This window comes from Mycobacterium sp. NGS54, from assembly GCF_059812465.1.
Genome location: NZ_JCALCS010000006.1, coordinates 63,260 through 77,892 on the forward strand (window position 1 = coordinate 63,260; position 14,633 = coordinate 77,892).

The following is a 14,633-nucleotide window of genomic DNA, read 5'->3' on the forward strand; positions in this document are numbered from 1 at the left end:
GCTAAGCTCTATTTTTACTATCTTAAGCATTGAACGTCAACGCGGCGCCCGCAAGGTGCCTGTTGTCACGACGAAGCGGGGTTCCGGATGACGGCTGCGGCAGTGGACCTATCCGATTTCGCCTTGTGGCGCAACGGTTTTCCCGACGAATTGTTCGCCGAGTTGCGACACACCCGGCCGCTGTTCCGGCACGAGATGACGCCCGGCGTCGCCGAGACCGTGCGCCGCGAATTCTGGGTGGCCACCAAGCACCGGCACGCGGTCCGGCTGCATCGGGATACGGAGTCCTTCACCGCCGTCGACGGCCCGCTCATCCAACCGGTCGGGATGTTCTCGTCGTACCCGACGATCATCAACATGGACCCGCCGGAACTGAACAAGCGCCGCAAGCTCATCTCCAGCGCGTTCAACCCGCGCGCGATCGCCAAACTCGAGAACGGAATCCGGGCGCGCGCCGCCGGGATGATCGACCACCTGCTGGCCGAGGGCGGCGGCGACTGGATCGAGGACGTCGCCGACGCGCTGCCCATGACGGTCATCGGCGACATCATCGGCATCCCGGACGAAGACCGCCCGCGCATCTTCGAAAGCCTGGACCGCATCCTCAAAGCCAACGCGCCCGGGCCGCGGCCGAGGCAGCAGGACTATACCGATCTGTACGCCACCATCTTTGGGTACGCGATGGAGCTCACCGCGGAAAAGCGGCGCAACCCCACCGACGACATCTGGAGCACCCTGGCGTCCGCGGTGATCACCGGCGAGGACGGCGAGGAATTCAGCCTGCCCGCCAACGAACTCGAGTTCTTTTTCTTCGTGCTGACATTCGCCGGCAGCGACACCACCAAGAACGCGTTGGCCATCGGGCTGCAGGCGTTCGTCGAGAACCCGGAGCAAATCGAGCGGTACCGCGCGCGGGAGGAGGTGCGCCCGAGCGCCGTCGAGGAGGTGTTGCGCTGGGCGTCACCGGTGGCGTACTGGACGCGCACCACCAAGGTCGACGTCGAGATGGACGGCCAGCACATCGCGAAGGGCGAGCGGGTGGTGTCCATGCTGCGGTCGGCGAACCGCGACGAGGAGGTGTTCCCCTCCCCGTTCACCTTCGACATCGGGCGACAGCCCAACCCGCAGGTGGCTTTCGGGGGCGGCGGACCCCACCACTGCCTGGGCGCCATGCTGGCGCGCGCCGAACTGCGCGCGGTCTTCGACGAACTGCTGTTGCGCTGCGACGACATCGCCCTCGGCCCGGCCACCGTGGCTTATCCGAACCTGCTGACCAACATGTCGATCTATGACGGGATGGCGATCTCGCTAGGCGAGCGGCGTTAGGTCAATACGGCGCCGGCGCGTCGCCGAAAGCGGCGAACACCGCCAACGGGTCCAGGTAGTCGCGCCAGTGCACGATCTTGCGCTCTTTGACCGCGATCACCGAGATGAATCGGTTGACGTAGGGCGCACCCGTGCGCACCACAGTGCCGTGCATGGTGTACTCGAGAATCACCACCGACTTGTCGGGGTCGTAATAGCGGTACACGTCGCTGCTGCCGCTCTGGACGATCGACTCCCCGTAATCGGAATACAGCTCGGCCAGCGCCTCGCGGCCGACGACGCGGCGAGGATAGTCCGGGACGGTGATGACGAACTCGACCACCACGTCCTCGGCGTGCATATCGAAAAAATCGGTCCCGTCGACCAACCCGGTCAGGGCCTCGGCGACGACCTCGAAGTAGGGCCGCATCGCGGCGTACTTGGACATATCCCTCAATGACATGCCCGCACTTTAAGGAATTAATCGATCAGGCGCAGCGCGGCCTTGGGGCACTGGTCCACCGCGGCGCGCACGTCGATTTCCAGCCGCGCCGGCACGGGGCCGTCGGCGATCTGCACGACGTCGGCCTCGCCCAGTTCGAATACCTCAGGGGCGAGCGATTCGCAGAAGCCGTTGGCCTCACACAAGTTTTCGTCGACTGTCACGCGCATCAGGCGTCCTCCTCAACCATTATTTTTTGAGGCCCGCCGGACGGGTCCCGATCACTTTGTCGTTGGCCAGGTTGTCCAGTTCTTCGTCGGTCGCTCCACACCGATCGCGCAATACCTCCCCATTGTGCTCGCCCAGCCGCGGTGGCGGGCGAAGCAGCCACCTGTCCTGGCCGGCCAGCTTCGCGAACGGCGGGCACGGATAGAGGCCCGCCCCGGTGCTCGGATGGTCGAGGGTCTCCAGGAATCCTCGGTCGCGCAGTTGGGGGTTCTCGGTCACCAACGAAGGCGACACCACGGGCGCGGCGGGAACGGCCGCCCCGGCTAGGCGCTCGACCGCCGATTCCAGTGATTGCGCGGCGAACCAATCCGCCAGCCGGCGATCGATGTCGTCGGCCCGCTGCCGCCGCCCGCTCACGGTCGCCAGACCCTCGTCGCACCAGGCGGGTCGCTCCATGAGATCGACCAGAGCCTGCCACTGCCGGTCGTCGCGCACCGTGACCGCGATCCAGTCGTCGTCGCCGGTGCACCGGTAGATGTTCTGGATCGCCTCGCCGTGACCGCGGTTGCCGCGCCGGCCCAGCGTCACCCCGAAGACCTCGGCCTCGATCGCCTGTATCGCGGTGGCGTTGAGCACCGTTTCCAGCATCGGCAGCTCGAGCAGCTGGCCTGTTCCGGTGCGCTCGGCGAAGTGCAGCGCCGCCAGCACGGCGAACGCGGCGTGCACGCCGGCCAGCGGATCACACGCTCCGCGCGGCGTCACCGGCGGGGCCTCGGGCAGCCCGGTGACCCAGGCCAGGCCGGCGATCTGCTCCATGGTCGGGGCGAATCCGACGCGTTCGCGCCACGGACCGCCCAGCCCGAACGCGGGCATCCGGGCGACCACGAGTTTCGGGTTGACCTCCAGCAGGACGTCGCCGGTGAGGCCGAACTGATCCATCACCCGCGGCGAGAAGTTCTCGATCACCACATCGGCGCCGGCCGCCAACTTCTTGAACAGGCGACGACCCTCGTCGGATCCCAAATCCAGTGTGACGGAACGCTTATTGGTGTTCATCGCGTGGAACACCCAGCCGTATTCCCACCAGTCGTCCACGTCGGTGCGCATCCCGCCGGAGTAGCGAATGCCGTCGGGCCGCTGGATGGACTCCACCTTGATCACGTCGGCGCCAAACGCGGCCAGCAGGTGGGTCGCGGCCGGCCCCGCCCAGAACGCGGTCAGGTCGACGATGCGCAGGCCCTCCAGCGGCAGACCCCCTGAGCCGGGAGAGAGGCCGGATTCGCCTCTCTGCCAAACCGGTTCGTCGTTGGCCTCACCCGGCGCGGGAGTAGCGCGCAGGCGCGCCGGCGCGCACGCGGCCATCAGCCACGGCGCGCGCGGCTGGTGAAAGCCGGCGGGGTTGGGCGTAAACACCTCGCGCTCCCGCACGTACTCCATGTCGCGGATCGTGGAACCGTTGCCCAGCGCCGCGATCGGAAGCCGGAATAGCTGACCGAGTTCGACGATCTCCGCCACGGTCCGTTCTGCCAGCCACGGGCCGATCTGTTCGCGGATCAGATCGCGGTAGGCCCACCGGCCGATCTGAAACCGCAGCTGTTCGATCTCCTCGAGCTGCGGGCACTCGACCATCGCGCAGAAGTCCAGCCATTGCTGCCCGGTCACCATGGTGATGCCGACGTAGCCGTCCTTCGCCGGTTCGATCGAGGGCACCTCCAACGTGCGCCGGACGGGCGGAACGCGTAGCAGCTGCGAGTGCAACCATTCGCTGCTCTGCATCGCGGTCATCGCCTCGAGCATCGACAGGTCGAGATGCTCGCCGGGGCCGCCGCGCTCGACGCGACGCCGCACGGCCAGCGCGCCGAACGCGGCGTAGACGCCGCCCATGTACTCCCCCAGATCACCGCCGATCGCGATGGGAGGCCCGGCGGGATCGCCACGAAAGCCGGGCGAGCCGGCCCACGCCTGCAGGGTGAACTCGCTCGCGGCGCGATCGGCATACGGTCCGGCCCAGCCGAAGTCGGAGATCGTGACGACGATCGCCCGCGGGGAGTCGGCCAGCAGCCGCTGCGGATCGACGCCCAGCGTCGCCGCCTGCGACCGGCCGGCGGTGACCACCACGACGTCGGCGGCGGCGAGTTCCGCCCGGTACCGTTCGGAGTCCGGAGTGACGGTGAGGCTGCGCTTGCCGGCGTTGAGGTAGCTGAAGAACGGGGACGCCTGGCCATCCGGCACGGGCGAACAGCTGGCGGTGTACCGCCGCAGCCAATCCCCCTGTGGCGGTTCAATTTTGCGCACCTGCGCCCCGGCATCGACGAGCAGCTTGCCGCAGTAGTCGCCGGCAATCCGGTCGCTGATCTCGACGACACGCAATTCGTCAAGCGGTGTCGGCCGGCTGTCGGGCTCGCGCCTCACGCGGCTATTTATACCATTACTGCTAAAATAGCTAAGCCAGTCGAGCACGCGCGAGGAACGGATGACCGCCCTGGGAATTGGCCAAGACGCCCGTCGCCGGCTGTCGGCGCCGAGGATCGCCGAAATCGTAGCCGACGAGTTGCGCCGTCAGATCATCGACGGCGAGCTCGCCGACGGCGACCTTTTGCCGCGCCAGGAGGTGCTCGTCGAGCAGTTCAACGTCAGCCTGGTCTCCCTGCGCGAGGCGCTGCGGATCCTGGAAACCGAGGGGCTGGTCTCGGTGCGGCGGGGAAACCGCGGCGGCGCCGTGGTGCACGCGCCCGCGAAGACCAGCGCGGCCTACATGCTCGGCCTACTGCTGCAGAGCGAATCCGTCCCGGTGGCCGACCTGGGCTTCGCGCTGCGGGAACTCGAACCCGCCTGCGCCGCACTGGCCGCCCAGCGGCCCGACAGGGCGGACACACTGGTGCCGGAACTCAAGCGGGTGAACGACTCGATGGCCGAAAATCTCGACGACGGCCGGCTCTTCACCGAAATCGGCCGTGAGTTCCACGATCTCGTGGTCCGCGGCTGCGGAAACCACACCATCATCGCGGTGGTCGGCAGCCTGGAGACGCTGTGGACCAGTCACGAGCAGCAGTGGGCCGACGAGAGCTCGGCGCGCGGCACCTACCCGTCGCTGACCCAGCGCCGTGCCGTGCTCGCCACCCATGTCAAGCTCACCGAGACCATCGCCGAGGGTGACGTCGACCGCGCCCGCCGCATCGCGGGCCGCCACCTGGCCGACGCGCAGACCTACGTGCTGTCGGGGCGGCCGGATCAACGCATCCACGCGCTGTCGCCGCAGGCGTTGGCACGCCCGCGGGACGTCCGGCGCCCCTGACGCCGATGCGAACCGCATTAGTCACCGGCGGCAGCGGCGGGATCGGGAAGGGATGCGCCCGCAAGCTCGGCGAGCTCGGCTACGACGTGGTGCTCTCGGCGCGGCGCGAGGCCCCGCTCCGGGCGGCCGCCGAGGAGATCGGGGCGCGCCACATCGTCGCCGACGCGTCCGATCCGGACGGGTTCGCTTCTGCCATCAGCGCTTTGGAGCGCATCGACCTCGTCGTGCACGCGGCCGGCACGCTCGGCGGAACCTACGCGCGCAAGCAGACATTCGACCAGTGGCGGACCATCATTGCGGCCAACCTGGATTCCTGCTTCGTGGTGACGGCCGCCGCCCTGCCCCGGATGCAGGCGGGCTCACGGTTCGTGTTCATCTCGTCATCGGCGGCGCACGAACCGATGATGGCCCGCACCGCCTACTCCGCGTCGAAGGCCGGCATGAACGCGTTCGCCCGCGCGCTGGCGCTCGAGGTGGACCGTGACGGCATCGCCGTGCACATCGTGACGCCGGGCCCGGTGGAAACCGAGATGCTGCAGGACGTTCCCTTCGAGATGTACGCGATCCAGGTGTCCGACGTCGCCGAGGCGGTCGCCTGGCTGGACACCGTCGACCCATCGGTCGACCTGCCGGAGATCCGGCTGTCGGCCGTGCAGCGCGGTCCGTTCGCGCGGCCGCCGGTCGTGCCTACGGAAGCCCGCCGCCGGCGCCAGCGAACCCCTTGATCACCGACTCACCGAACTCGTGCAGGGACTCGGGGGCTGCGAAATCGGCGAACCACACGTAGAACCGCTCGACGCGCTGAGCGGCCAGACCGCCGAAGTGCGCGATCAGCTCGTCGGCGTCGCCGCAGACCAGCCCGGAGCCCAGATTGCCGAATCGCCGGGTGCTCATCTCGCGCACCTTGTCCGGGTCGCCGCCTGTCCGGACAAATCCCACCATCTGCTGCATCGACACGCGCGCCGTGCCCGCGGCGGGGGCCAGCTTTGGCAATTTGTCGAGGTGGTTGGCGGGTAGATTCCACCAATCCGCGTATTTGCGAACGAGTTCCATCATCCGGGGTCCGGTGCCGCCCAGGAGCAGCGGTATCGGATGGGACCGGCGCGGGAGCTGCGCGGCCTCCCCCGGTTGGTCGCCCCAGTACTGCCGCATCAGCTCGATGTGACGCCCGAGTTGTTCGACCCTGGCCTTCGGATCCTGCTGCCCCACATCAAATCTGGTGAATTCGGCGGGCCAGGAGCCCGCGCCGAGGCCGAGGTCGAACCTGCCGTTCGACGCGTCCGAGAGGGTGACGGCCTGTTTGGCCAGCACGGCCGGGTGGCGGAACGCGTCGCAAAGCACCAAATGGCCGATCCGCAGGCGCTCGGTCTTGGCCGCCACCCAGGCGGCGATGCCCATTGCCTCCCAGATGATTTCGTCGGGCAGCCCCGGCGCCTCGAGGTGATCGATGAACGCCACCCCGTCGAAACCGCTGGCCTCGGCATGACGCGCCCGCTCCGTAAGGTCGGCGGCCGGCAGCCGCACCTGCGGCAGGAACAGATACCACTCGACCATGCGCCCACCTATGCTCGCGCCGATTGCAACAGCGGCGCTAGTTTACTATTTTTATTATGTTAGGGGTCTTATGGATGTCGGACTGACTTCGGAGCAGCTGTCGCTTCGGGACACCGTGCGCGGCATTCTGCGCAACGAGTGTCCGCCCGATGTCGCCCGCCAGGCGATGGTTGACCCCGAGCGCTGGCGCGCCCCGTGGAAAACGGTCGTCGACCTCGGCTGGACGGAACTCGCGTCTCCGGAAGCAACCGACTACGGACCCGTCGAGCTGGCCGTCGTCCTCGAGGAATGCGGCGCCGCCATCGCGCCGATCCCGTTCCTCAGCAGCGTCGGGCTGGCGGCGGGCGCCGTGCGGGCCGCCGGCCTCGACTCGGTGCTCGCCGAGATCGCCGGCGGCGCCGTCGCCACCCTGGCGGTCCACTCGAAAGGGTCCCGGCTGCCCGGCGCACCGATGACGTTGCGCGGCGGGCGGCTGCGCGGGCGGGCGGTCGCGGTCCCCAACCTGTCGCGCGCCGAGCTCATCGTCACGCTGGCCCATGCCGATGGCGGCGCCATGGCGGCGGTCGCGCGCTGCGGTGACGGGGTGACCGTCCTCGCGGGCGAGTCGACCGACCCCGCGCAGCCGGTGGCCGATGTGGAGATCGACGCCGAGCCGGTGGCCGCCGCGCCGGTCGAACTCGAATCCGCGCTGGCCGCGCCGCTGGTGGCCGTCGCCGCCGACCTGGTCGGCGTTGCGAGCACTGCCCTGCACCGCGCGGTCGAACACGCGAAGGCGCGGCGGCAGTTCGGCACTCCGATCGGCGCCTTCCAGGGCATCAAACACGCGCTGGCCGACAACCACGTCGGCCTGGAACGGGCGCGCAGCCTCACTTATGCGGCCGCGGCCCGGCTCTCCGATCCGGACACGGGCGATGCCTGGACCGTCGCCGCGCTGGCCAAGGCGGCGGCCGGCGACGCGGCGGTCAATTGCGCGCGAACCGCGGTTCAGGTGCACGGCGCGCTCGGGCAGACCTGGGAGCACGACATTCACCTCTACGTCCGGCACGCCTGGCAAGGCGCGGCGATGCTGGGCGACAGCCGCGCGCTCTACCACGAGGTAGGCCGCCGGTTCGCCGGAGGCAACGGGTGACCGCCGTGGAATCCACAGTCGAGGAATTCGGCGCGTGGCTCACGGAATTCCTGCCGAAGGACTACTACGAGAACTACCGCGAATACCGCTGGGACCTGCCCCTGCGGCGTGACTACCAGCGTGCGGCCTTCGAGGCCGGCTGGATACAGCCGACGTGGCCGCGCGAACACGGCGGCCGCTCGCTCGGCTTGCGCGACGCGATGGAGGTCCGGATCGAGGCCGCGCTGCGGTCCGCGCCCAAGCTGCCCAACATCGCCGGCCCCAACGTCGCGGCGCCCGGCATCCGCCAGTTCGGCACGCCCGCCCAGATCGAGCGGCTCCTCGTTCCCCTGCTGCGCGGCGACGAGTGGTGGGCGCTGGGGATGTCCGAGCCGGAAGCGGGTTCCGATTTCGCGGGCCTGCGCACGCGGGCTGAGCGTGAGGGCGACGCATTCCGGGTCAACGGCCACAAGATCTGGACCACCCAGGCCCACCTGTCGAAGTGGTGCACGCTCTACGTCCGCACCGACCCCGAAGCGCCCAAACATCGCGGAATCTCCTGCCTGATCCTCGACCTGCAAGCGCCCGGCGTGCGGATCGAGCCGGTCCGCATGGCATCCATCTCCGACGAGACGTTCTGCGAGGTCTTCCTCGACGACGTCGAGGTGCCTGCGGAAAACCTGCTCGGGCCGCTCAATGGCGGCTGGAATGTCGCGTTGTCGTCGCTGCACCATGAACGCCAGATGATCTGGATCATGAATTGGGTCGAGATCAAGCGCGGCCTCGACGCGGTGCGCGAGGCGCGTCCGACCGACGACATCTGCGCCGAGCTGGGCTCGCTGCTGGCCGATGTCGAGGCGCTGCGCGCCACCGGATACCGGGCGCTGGGCAATGAACTCGCGGGTCGGCCGAGCCCCGAGGCCGACATCATGAAGCTACTCGGATCGGTGACGTTGCAACGGGTTTGGGAATTGGCCGCCATCGCGAAGGGACAAGATTGGGTCAGCGATCCGGATCTGTTGTTCGAACGTCAGGACGCGCTGGCCGCCACCATCTACGGCGGAACGTCGGAGGTGCAGCGAAACATCATCGCCGAGCGCCTGCTCGGGCTTCCGAAGGGATGAATCGGATGGATTACGAGCTGGGCGAGGACGCCGGTCAACTCCGGAATCACCTGCGAGAGTTGATCGCCAATCACATTCCGGCCGGCTTTCTTGGCGCCTGCACCGACGACCCGCGCGACCTGGCCACCACCGAGACGTTCTGCAAGCTGCTCGCCACCGAGGGCCTGCTGGCGCTGGCGTGGCCGAAAGAGCATGGCGGGGGCGGTGGTTCGGTTTGGCAGCAAACGGTGCTGCGCGAGGAGATGTGGGCCCAGCATGAGCCGCGCGGTCCGCAGTACATGGGAATCAACTGGGTCGGCCCGGCGCTGATGCGGTACGGCACCGACGAGCAAAAGGCCAAGCACCTGTCCGCCATCGCGTCCGGCGATGTGATCTGGTGCCAGGGCTTTTCCGAGCCGGAGGCCGGAACCGACCTCGTCTCGCTGCGCACCCGCGCAGTGCCGGACGGGGACGGGTGGCGCATCACCGGCCAGAAGGTGTGGACGTCGTACGCCCAGATGGCATCCTGGTGCGTGCTGGCGGCGTGCACCGATCCCGACGCCCCGAAGGCCAAGCGGCTCACCCTTTTTCTGATACCCATGGACCGGCCCGGGTTCACCGTGCGACCGATCCCGTCGATGCTGGGGCCGCATCATCTCAACGAGATGTTCCTCGACGGCGTGCAGGCGTTCCCCGGCGACGTCCTCGGCGAGGTCGGCGACGGCTGGCGGGTGATGCGGGAGGCTCTGGCGTTCGAGCGGGTCGGCATCGCGCGCTACGCGCGCTGCGAGTCCCTGCTCGACCGGCTGCAAAGGCAACTCGGCGACGATTGGGACGAGTTGCCCGAATCGATTCGCTCCCGGTGGGCCCGGGCGCTGGTCGACCTGCGGGTGGCCCGGCTGCTCGCGTACCGGGCCGTCTCGCTGCAGGACGACCCGTCGGCGGGTGCGGCCGCCAGCGCGGCCCGCATCGCCACCACCACGTGCGATCAGCAGGTCGCCGAGCTGCTGTTCGACGTGCTGGGGCCGTCCGCGCTGGACAGCGGCGCGTCCGCGCCCCTGCATGGGGCGATCGAAGACCATTGGCGCTACGCACAGGCCGCCACCGTCGCATCGGGCACCATCGAGGTGCAGCGAATGCTGGTGGCACGCGACGTTCTGGGAGGAAATCGGTGAAAACCGAACTGCCACAAGACATCAGCGACTTCGCAGCCGTCGCCGCCAAGCGGCTCGCCCGGCTGGGCGGCCCACCGGCGGCGCTGCGCGCCGAGACGGACGAGGGCGTACGCGACGCCGCGCGCACCGCCCTCAGCGACGTCGGCGCATTCGAGCTCGACGTGCGGTCGGAGTCGGACGACTTGCTTGCCGCCGCCGTGCTCTGCCAGGCCGCCGGCGCGAACGCGCTCCCCTACCCCGTCGTGGAAGAGCTGCTAGCGATCGACGGCGCCCGACTGAGCCTGGTCAATCCCGAGGCGCCGCGCATCGACCACGGCGACCTGCCCGGTGACTGGATCGCCGCCGACCTGGACGGCGTGCGGTACCACCCACAACCGGGGGTACGGACGAACGCCAAGCTGGGGCCATTTCTGGTGCCCGCCACCTTAAGCGCACCCGACGGAACCGTCCCGGCCGGCGACGTTAACCTTCATCTCGTGCTGGGATCATGGCGGATTCTGGGAGCCCTCCAGCAATCGCTGCACGTCGTCACCGAACACGTGCGCGCGCGGGTCCAGTTCGGCCAGCCGCTGGCCGACTTCCAGGCCGTCAGGTTCGCGGTCGCCGACGCCGCCGTCGGGGTGCGCGGCCTGCACGAACTCGCGAAGTACACCATCTGCCGGCCGGAATCCCTTCCAGTGCAGGTTCATTCGGCCGACGCGCTCGTCCTGCGGTATAAGGCCGCCGACACCGCACGGCAGGTGCTGCGGACCTCGCACCAACTGCTCGGCGCCCTGGGCTTCTGCGACGAGTCCGACGTCAGCGTGCTCGACCGGCACACCCAACCGCTGATCCGGTTGCCACTGAGCGCCGAGGCGCTCGCGCTGCGCCTGATACCCGACGTCCGGGACGGTCACCTGGAGACGTTGTTCAGCGGGTCGGTATCGGCGTGACGACCGAACGGATCGCGTCCGAGGCGGGCCCCAATCCGCTGGAGGAAGGGATCCCGTTCGGGATCAAACTCCAGCAGCTCGCGGAGGAACGCCCCGACGCGAAGGCGGTGACGGTTGTCGCGCTCGACGGCACCGCAAGCACGCTGACGTTCGGTGAACTCGACGCCCGTGCCAACCAGTGGGGCCGTGCGCTGGCGGCCGACGGGGCCGGGGTGGGATCCCTTGTGGCGCTGGCGATCCCGAATTCGCAGCACCTGATGCTCGCGGCGCTGGGCTGCTGGAAGATCGGTGCGGTTCCTGTCCCCATGCACTGGGACCTGCCCGAGTGGGAACGAGACCGGGTGCGCGAGGTCATCAAACCCGCGGTGGTCGTCGACGAAAGAACCCGGCGGGAGTTGGAGGCCCGCGCGGCCGCCGAGTCCGAAAGCCCGCTGCCCGCGGTCGTTTCCCCCAATGCCAACGGCATCTGCAGCAGCGGCTCGACCGGCGTGCCGAAGGTGATCCTTAGCCTCGCGCCGTCGCTGTGGACCTCGCAGCACGGGGAGCCATTCCTGTCGAACTGGACGCCGGTTGCCCAGCCGCAGACGATCATGGTGCCCGCGCCGATGTATCACACCAACGGCTTCGCCACATTCTTCTTCCTGTTGACCGGTGACCATCTGGTGGTGCTCGAAAAGTTCGACGCGGCCCTCGTTTTGGATGTGATCGAACGCTTCCGGATCACCAACTTCACGGCCACACCCACGATGCTGGCGCGGATCGCCGCGCGGCCCGACGTGCGGCGGCGCGACCTGTCCAGCGTCGTCTTCGTCCTGCAGGGCGCCGCGGTGATGCCGCCGTCGCTCATGCACACCTGGTTCGAGTTGCTGAGCCCGGAGCAGATCGTGTCGGCGTACGGCATGACCGAGAACCTGGGACTCACCGCGTTGCGCGGCGACGAGTGGCTCGCCCATCCGGGCAGTGTCGGCCGCGGCTTTCGGGACACCGAGATCCGGATTCTCGATGCCGGAAAGATACCGCTTGGCCCCGGTGAGCACGGCGAGATCTATCTGCGGTCACCGATGGCCGCGGGATCGCGATACCTGGGCGGGGCGGCGCCGCTGCCGTCGACCGACGACGGCTTCCGCTCTGCCGGCGACATCGGCTACCTCGACGAGGACGGCTACCTGTACATCGTCGATCGCCGAGTGGACATGATCATCACTGGCGGCGCCAATGTCTTTCCGGCGGAGGTGGAGTCGGCGCTGGCGGGCCATCCGGGCATCGCGGACGTCGTCGTCATCGGGCTTTCCGATGCGCAGTGGGGGCGCCGCGTGCATGCGGTGGTCCAGCTCGCCGACGGGGTGCACCTCACGGAAGAAGATGTGATCGAGTACGCGAAGAGCCGGCTCGCCCACTACAAGGCGCCCAAGACCGTCGAGTTCGTCGACGCGATCCCGCGCACCGCGGCGACCAAGGTCAATCGCTCGGCGATGATCGCCTCCCGGGGCGGCTGAGCGTTCATCGGTACCCCGTACCCGTACCTACAACCTCGCCGGTTTTGGATGCCGCGGCCGATCTCTCAGTAAGACCCTGGGGTAGAGCCTTTTTCGAAGTGCCATGGATGCGAAGTGCTCGCCGAGGCGTCGTTTGTGGCATATACCCCCGGGGGGTGCTAGCCTCTCCCTTGTTATGCGCCGTGATGCTGTCCGTGTCGATCAGTGGCCGCGCTATGCCGCGGCGGTCGCTGCGTTGTTCTGGGCACTGGGCATGGCCGCCGGCTGCCACCTTCCGCACGCGGCCACGCCACCCACGCACACCGCCACGAGCTCGGCGGCGTCCACAAGCGCCATCGGTCACGAAGCCACCGCCCTCGCCGAACGTGGCCACCTGGGCGCCGGCTCGTGCGCGCCGATGGGCCACGAGTGCAAATACCTGGCGCAGGCTTGGGCGGCAGCTGATCTGGTTGCACTCACGGTCTTCGTCGCCGTCGTGGCCATGGCCGGCTCGGCGGTCTGGTGGGTGGTGTCGGTATCCCGCGGACCGCCTCGGCGTTCCGGCCTCATTTACCACCGCCCGGGCCGGGTGATTCTCACCCGGCACTGCATCGCTCTTATCTGATCGGTCAGCGCCAAGCCGTCGCGCGTCGTCGCCCCGGCTTGTGGTCGCCTGGCCCTATCCCTTGCCGCGCGGACGCGCGGAGATCAGAAACGAGAAATCGATGAGCTTTGTCCTGTCCATATGTCGTAACGCATTGCGAGAGGTTCGGTCATGACGGCCCGGACCGAGCAGCCGGGCGCTCTGGTGGTCGGGGCCGGTGTCAGCGGATTGACCACGGCGCTGATGCTGGCCCGACGCGGTTGGCGGGTCGTGGTGGCGGCCGACGGGTTCGACGCCGACACGGTGTCGACGGTCGCCGGTGCGGTGTGGGAGTGGCCACCGTCGGTGTGCGGTCGCCACCACGATCAGGCGGTACTGGCCCGCTCCGCCGATTGGGCGCGCTTCTCCTACACCCGCTTCGCCCGCCTCGCGGCCGACCCCCGCACCGGTGTGAGCCTGCGCCCGGCGGTGTTCTACTTCTCCCGCCCCATCGAGGAGGATCCGGCCGAACGAGCGAAAATGCTTGCGGTCGAACGGTTCGTGCCAGGCTTCGTCCACAATCCCGAACTCATCGACGCCCACGAGATCAATCCCGCCGCCGGGATGGTCGACGCCTATTCCTATCTGGCGCCCACCATCGACACCGACTGGTACCTGGCGTGGCTGGGCCATCAGGCGGGGACGGCCGGCGTCACCATGGCCAGGCGCAGCATCCGCGGGCCGCTCGCCGAGCAGGAACGAGAGCTGATGTCGGAGTACAACGCTCAGCTGATCGTCAACTGCTCTGGACTGGGAGCACGCGAGCTGGCGTGCGACCCGACCATGGAGCCGCACCGGGGGGCTCTACTGCGCGTGGTGAACGACGGCACCACGATGTCACGCGTGACCGCGGTGCACGCCGTTGCGAACGACACCGGCACCGAGCACCAGGACATGGTGTTCATCGTTCCGCGCGGAGCCAATCGGCTGCTGCTCGGCGGGCTCGTCGAGCCGGGCGAATACGGCACGGACCTGGAGCTGGACGGCTATCCGCCGCTGCGGGAGATGTTCGACCGCTGCCGCGAATTCCTGCCCAGCCTGCGGGGCGCGCAGCTCGACGTGGTCGACCCGGTGCGAGTCGGTCTGCGGCCCTTCCGCGAAGGCGGCGTACGACTGCAGATCGAGCCCGGCACCCGCATCGTGCACAACTACGGTCACGGCGGCGGCGGCGTCACCTTGTCCTGGGGCTGCGCCCAGGAGGTTACCGAGCTGGCCGACATCCTCCTCGCCGGCCGGGGGGTCGCCTGAACGAACACGGCCGGCCCGGCGCCACGACCGGTGGCGTCGGGTTCGGCCGCTGACCGGCTACACAGCGAGAAACCCACAAATTCAACGGGATTCAACATCCCAACCAGGAAGGACCAAAATCTTGA

General features: G+C 68.6%; 13 protein-coding genes and 2 pseudogenes. 11 read left to right on the top strand and 4 right to left on the bottom strand.

Annotated elements, in window-relative coordinates; genetic code table 11:
* Window positions 1–87 precede the first annotated feature (87 nt).
* Window positions 88–1,326, top strand: a complete 1,239-nt coding sequence (locus AC5Y5E_RS19455) for a cytochrome P450 (RefSeq protein ID WP_499904331.1) — start codon at window positions 88–90, stop codon at window positions 1,324–1,326.
* Between the two features lies 1 nt (window position 1,327).
* On the opposite strand, the gene AC5Y5E_RS19460 is transcribed toward AC5Y5E_RS19455, so the two are convergent.
* The 3 genes from AC5Y5E_RS19460 to AC5Y5E_RS19470 are packed head-to-tail and all read right to left on the bottom strand — an operon-like array spanning window position 1,328 to window position 4,387.
* On the bottom strand, window positions 1,328–1,768 hold the full coding sequence (locus AC5Y5E_RS19460) for a nuclear transport factor 2 family protein (RefSeq protein ID WP_499904332.1): 441 nt from the start codon (window positions 1,766–1,768) through the stop codon (window positions 1,328–1,330).
* Between the two features lie 17 nt (window positions 1,769–1,785).
* The gene (locus tag AC5Y5E_RS19465) at window positions 1,786–1,977 is read right to left on the bottom strand and encodes a ferredoxin (RefSeq protein ID WP_499904333.1); all 192 of its coding nucleotides are present in this window, start codon (window positions 1,975–1,977) and stop codon (window positions 1,786–1,788) included.
* Window positions 1,978–1,996: 19 nt separating this feature from the next.
* Window positions 1,997–4,387 (bottom strand): CaiB/BaiF CoA-transferase family protein, encoded by a 2,391-nt coding sequence (locus tag AC5Y5E_RS19470; RefSeq protein WP_499904334.1) that lies wholly within the window; start codon window positions 4,385–4,387, stop codon window positions 1,997–1,999.
* A gap of 61 nt (window positions 4,388–4,448) precedes the next feature.
* Between AC5Y5E_RS19470 and AC5Y5E_RS19475 the strand changes: the two genes are divergently transcribed.
* Together AC5Y5E_RS19475 and AC5Y5E_RS19480 are read left to right on the top strand one after the other, a co-directional pair.
* A complete protein-coding gene (locus AC5Y5E_RS19475; RefSeq protein ID WP_499904335.1) occupies window positions 4,449–5,270 on the top strand; it encodes a FadR/GntR family transcriptional regulator in 822 nt (273 codons plus the stop codon).
* A 5-nt stretch (window positions 5,271–5,275) separates the two neighbouring features.
* Window positions 5,276–5,995, top strand: coding sequence for an SDR family oxidoreductase (locus AC5Y5E_RS19480; RefSeq protein WP_499904336.1), 720 nt, complete (start codon window positions 5,276–5,278; stop codon window positions 5,993–5,995).
* Here the strand turns inward: AC5Y5E_RS19480 and AC5Y5E_RS19485 are convergent.
* Window positions 5,958–6,824, bottom strand: coding sequence for an LLM class flavin-dependent oxidoreductase (locus AC5Y5E_RS19485; RefSeq protein ID WP_499904337.1), 867 nt, complete (start codon window positions 6,822–6,824; stop codon window positions 5,958–5,960). The two genes, AC5Y5E_RS19480 and AC5Y5E_RS19485, sit on opposite strands and share 38 nt — an antisense overlap.
* Window positions 6,825–6,894: 70 nt before the next feature.
* On the opposite strand from AC5Y5E_RS19485, the gene AC5Y5E_RS19490 reads away from it, so the two are divergent.
* The 8 genes and pseudogenes from AC5Y5E_RS19490 to AC5Y5E_RS19525 all read left to right on the top strand — a co-directional run bounded on the left by AC5Y5E_RS19490 (window position 6,895) and on the right by AC5Y5E_RS19525 (window position 14,508).
* Window positions 6,895–7,953, top strand: a complete 1,059-nt coding sequence (locus tag AC5Y5E_RS19490; protein WP_499904338.1) for an acyl-CoA dehydrogenase family protein — start codon at window positions 6,895–6,897, stop codon at window positions 7,951–7,953.
* Window positions 7,954–7,958: 5 nt separating this feature from the next.
* Window positions 7,959–8,582: pseudogene (locus AC5Y5E_RS19495) on the top strand (acyl-CoA dehydrogenase family protein); the annotation flags it as partial.
* 57 nt (window positions 8,583–8,639) lie between these two features.
* Window positions 8,640–9,056 (top strand): annotated as a pseudogene (locus tag AC5Y5E_RS19500) (acyl-CoA dehydrogenase family protein); the annotation flags it as partial.
* Complete coding sequence (locus tag AC5Y5E_RS19505) at window positions 9,053–10,210, top strand: acyl-CoA dehydrogenase family protein (protein WP_499904339.1); 1,158 nt, start codon at window positions 9,053–9,055, stop codon at window positions 10,208–10,210. The pseudogene AC5Y5E_RS19500 and the gene AC5Y5E_RS19505, both read left to right, overlap by 4 nt.
* Complete coding sequence (locus AC5Y5E_RS19510) at window positions 10,207–11,142, top strand: acyl-CoA dehydrogenase family protein (protein WP_499904340.1); 936 nt, start codon at window positions 10,207–10,209, stop codon at window positions 11,140–11,142. Before AC5Y5E_RS19505 ends, AC5Y5E_RS19510 begins: the two co-directional genes overlap by 4 nt.
* Window positions 11,139–12,638, top strand: coding sequence for a class I adenylate-forming enzyme family protein (locus AC5Y5E_RS19515; RefSeq protein WP_499904341.1), 1,500 nt, complete (start codon window positions 11,139–11,141; stop codon window positions 12,636–12,638). Before AC5Y5E_RS19510 ends, AC5Y5E_RS19515 begins: the two co-directional genes overlap by 4 nt.
* A gap of 175 nt (window positions 12,639–12,813) precedes the next feature.
* Window positions 12,814–13,242: a putative copper homeostasis (lipo)protein LpqS gene (gene lpqS / locus AC5Y5E_RS19520; RefSeq protein WP_499904342.1), complete on the top strand. Its 429-nt coding sequence runs from the start codon at window positions 12,814–12,816 to the stop codon at window positions 13,240–13,242.
* A 150-nt stretch (window positions 13,243–13,392) separates the two neighbouring features.
* Window positions 13,393–14,508 (top strand): FAD-dependent oxidoreductase, encoded by a 1,116-nt coding sequence (locus AC5Y5E_RS19525; RefSeq protein ID WP_499904343.1) that lies wholly within the window; start codon window positions 13,393–13,395, stop codon window positions 14,506–14,508.
* The last annotated feature ends 125 nt before the right edge of the window (window positions 14,509–14,633 follow it).

Excerpts from the sequence above, each read along its gene's own strand:
- AC5Y5E_RS19455 (WP_499904331.1), top strand. The coding sequence starts at position 88 with ATGACGGCTGCGGCAGTGGACCTATCCGATTTCGCCTTGTGGCGCAAC.
- AC5Y5E_RS19460 (WP_499904332.1), bottom strand. The coding sequence starts at position 1,768 with ATGTCATTGAGGGATATGTCCAAGTACGCCGCGATGCGGCCCTACTTC.
- AC5Y5E_RS19465 (WP_499904333.1), bottom strand. The coding sequence starts at position 1,977 with ATGCGCGTGACAGTCGACGAAAACTTGTGTGAGGCCAACGGCTTCTGC.
- AC5Y5E_RS19475 (WP_499904335.1), top strand. The coding sequence starts at position 4,449 with ATGACCGCCCTGGGAATTGGCCAAGACGCCCGTCGCCGGCTGTCGGCG.
- AC5Y5E_RS19480 (WP_499904336.1), top strand. The coding sequence starts at position 5,276 with ATGCGAACCGCATTAGTCACCGGCGGCAGCGGCGGGATCGGGAAGGGA.
- AC5Y5E_RS19485 (WP_499904337.1), bottom strand. The coding sequence starts at position 6,824 with ATGGTCGAGTGGTATCTGTTCCTGCCGCAGGTGCGGCTGCCGGCCGCC.
- AC5Y5E_RS19490 (WP_499904338.1), top strand. The coding sequence starts at position 6,895 with ATGGATGTCGGACTGACTTCGGAGCAGCTGTCGCTTCGGGACACCGTG.
- AC5Y5E_RS19505 (WP_499904339.1), top strand. The coding sequence starts at position 9,053 with ATGAATCGGATGGATTACGAGCTGGGCGAGGACGCCGGTCAACTCCGG.
- lpqS (WP_499904342.1), top strand. The coding sequence starts at position 12,814 with ATGCGCCGTGATGCTGTCCGTGTCGATCAGTGGCCGCGCTATGCCGCG.
- AC5Y5E_RS19525 (WP_499904343.1), top strand. The coding sequence starts at position 13,393 with ATGACGGCCCGGACCGAGCAGCCGGGCGCTCTGGTGGTCGGGGCCGGT.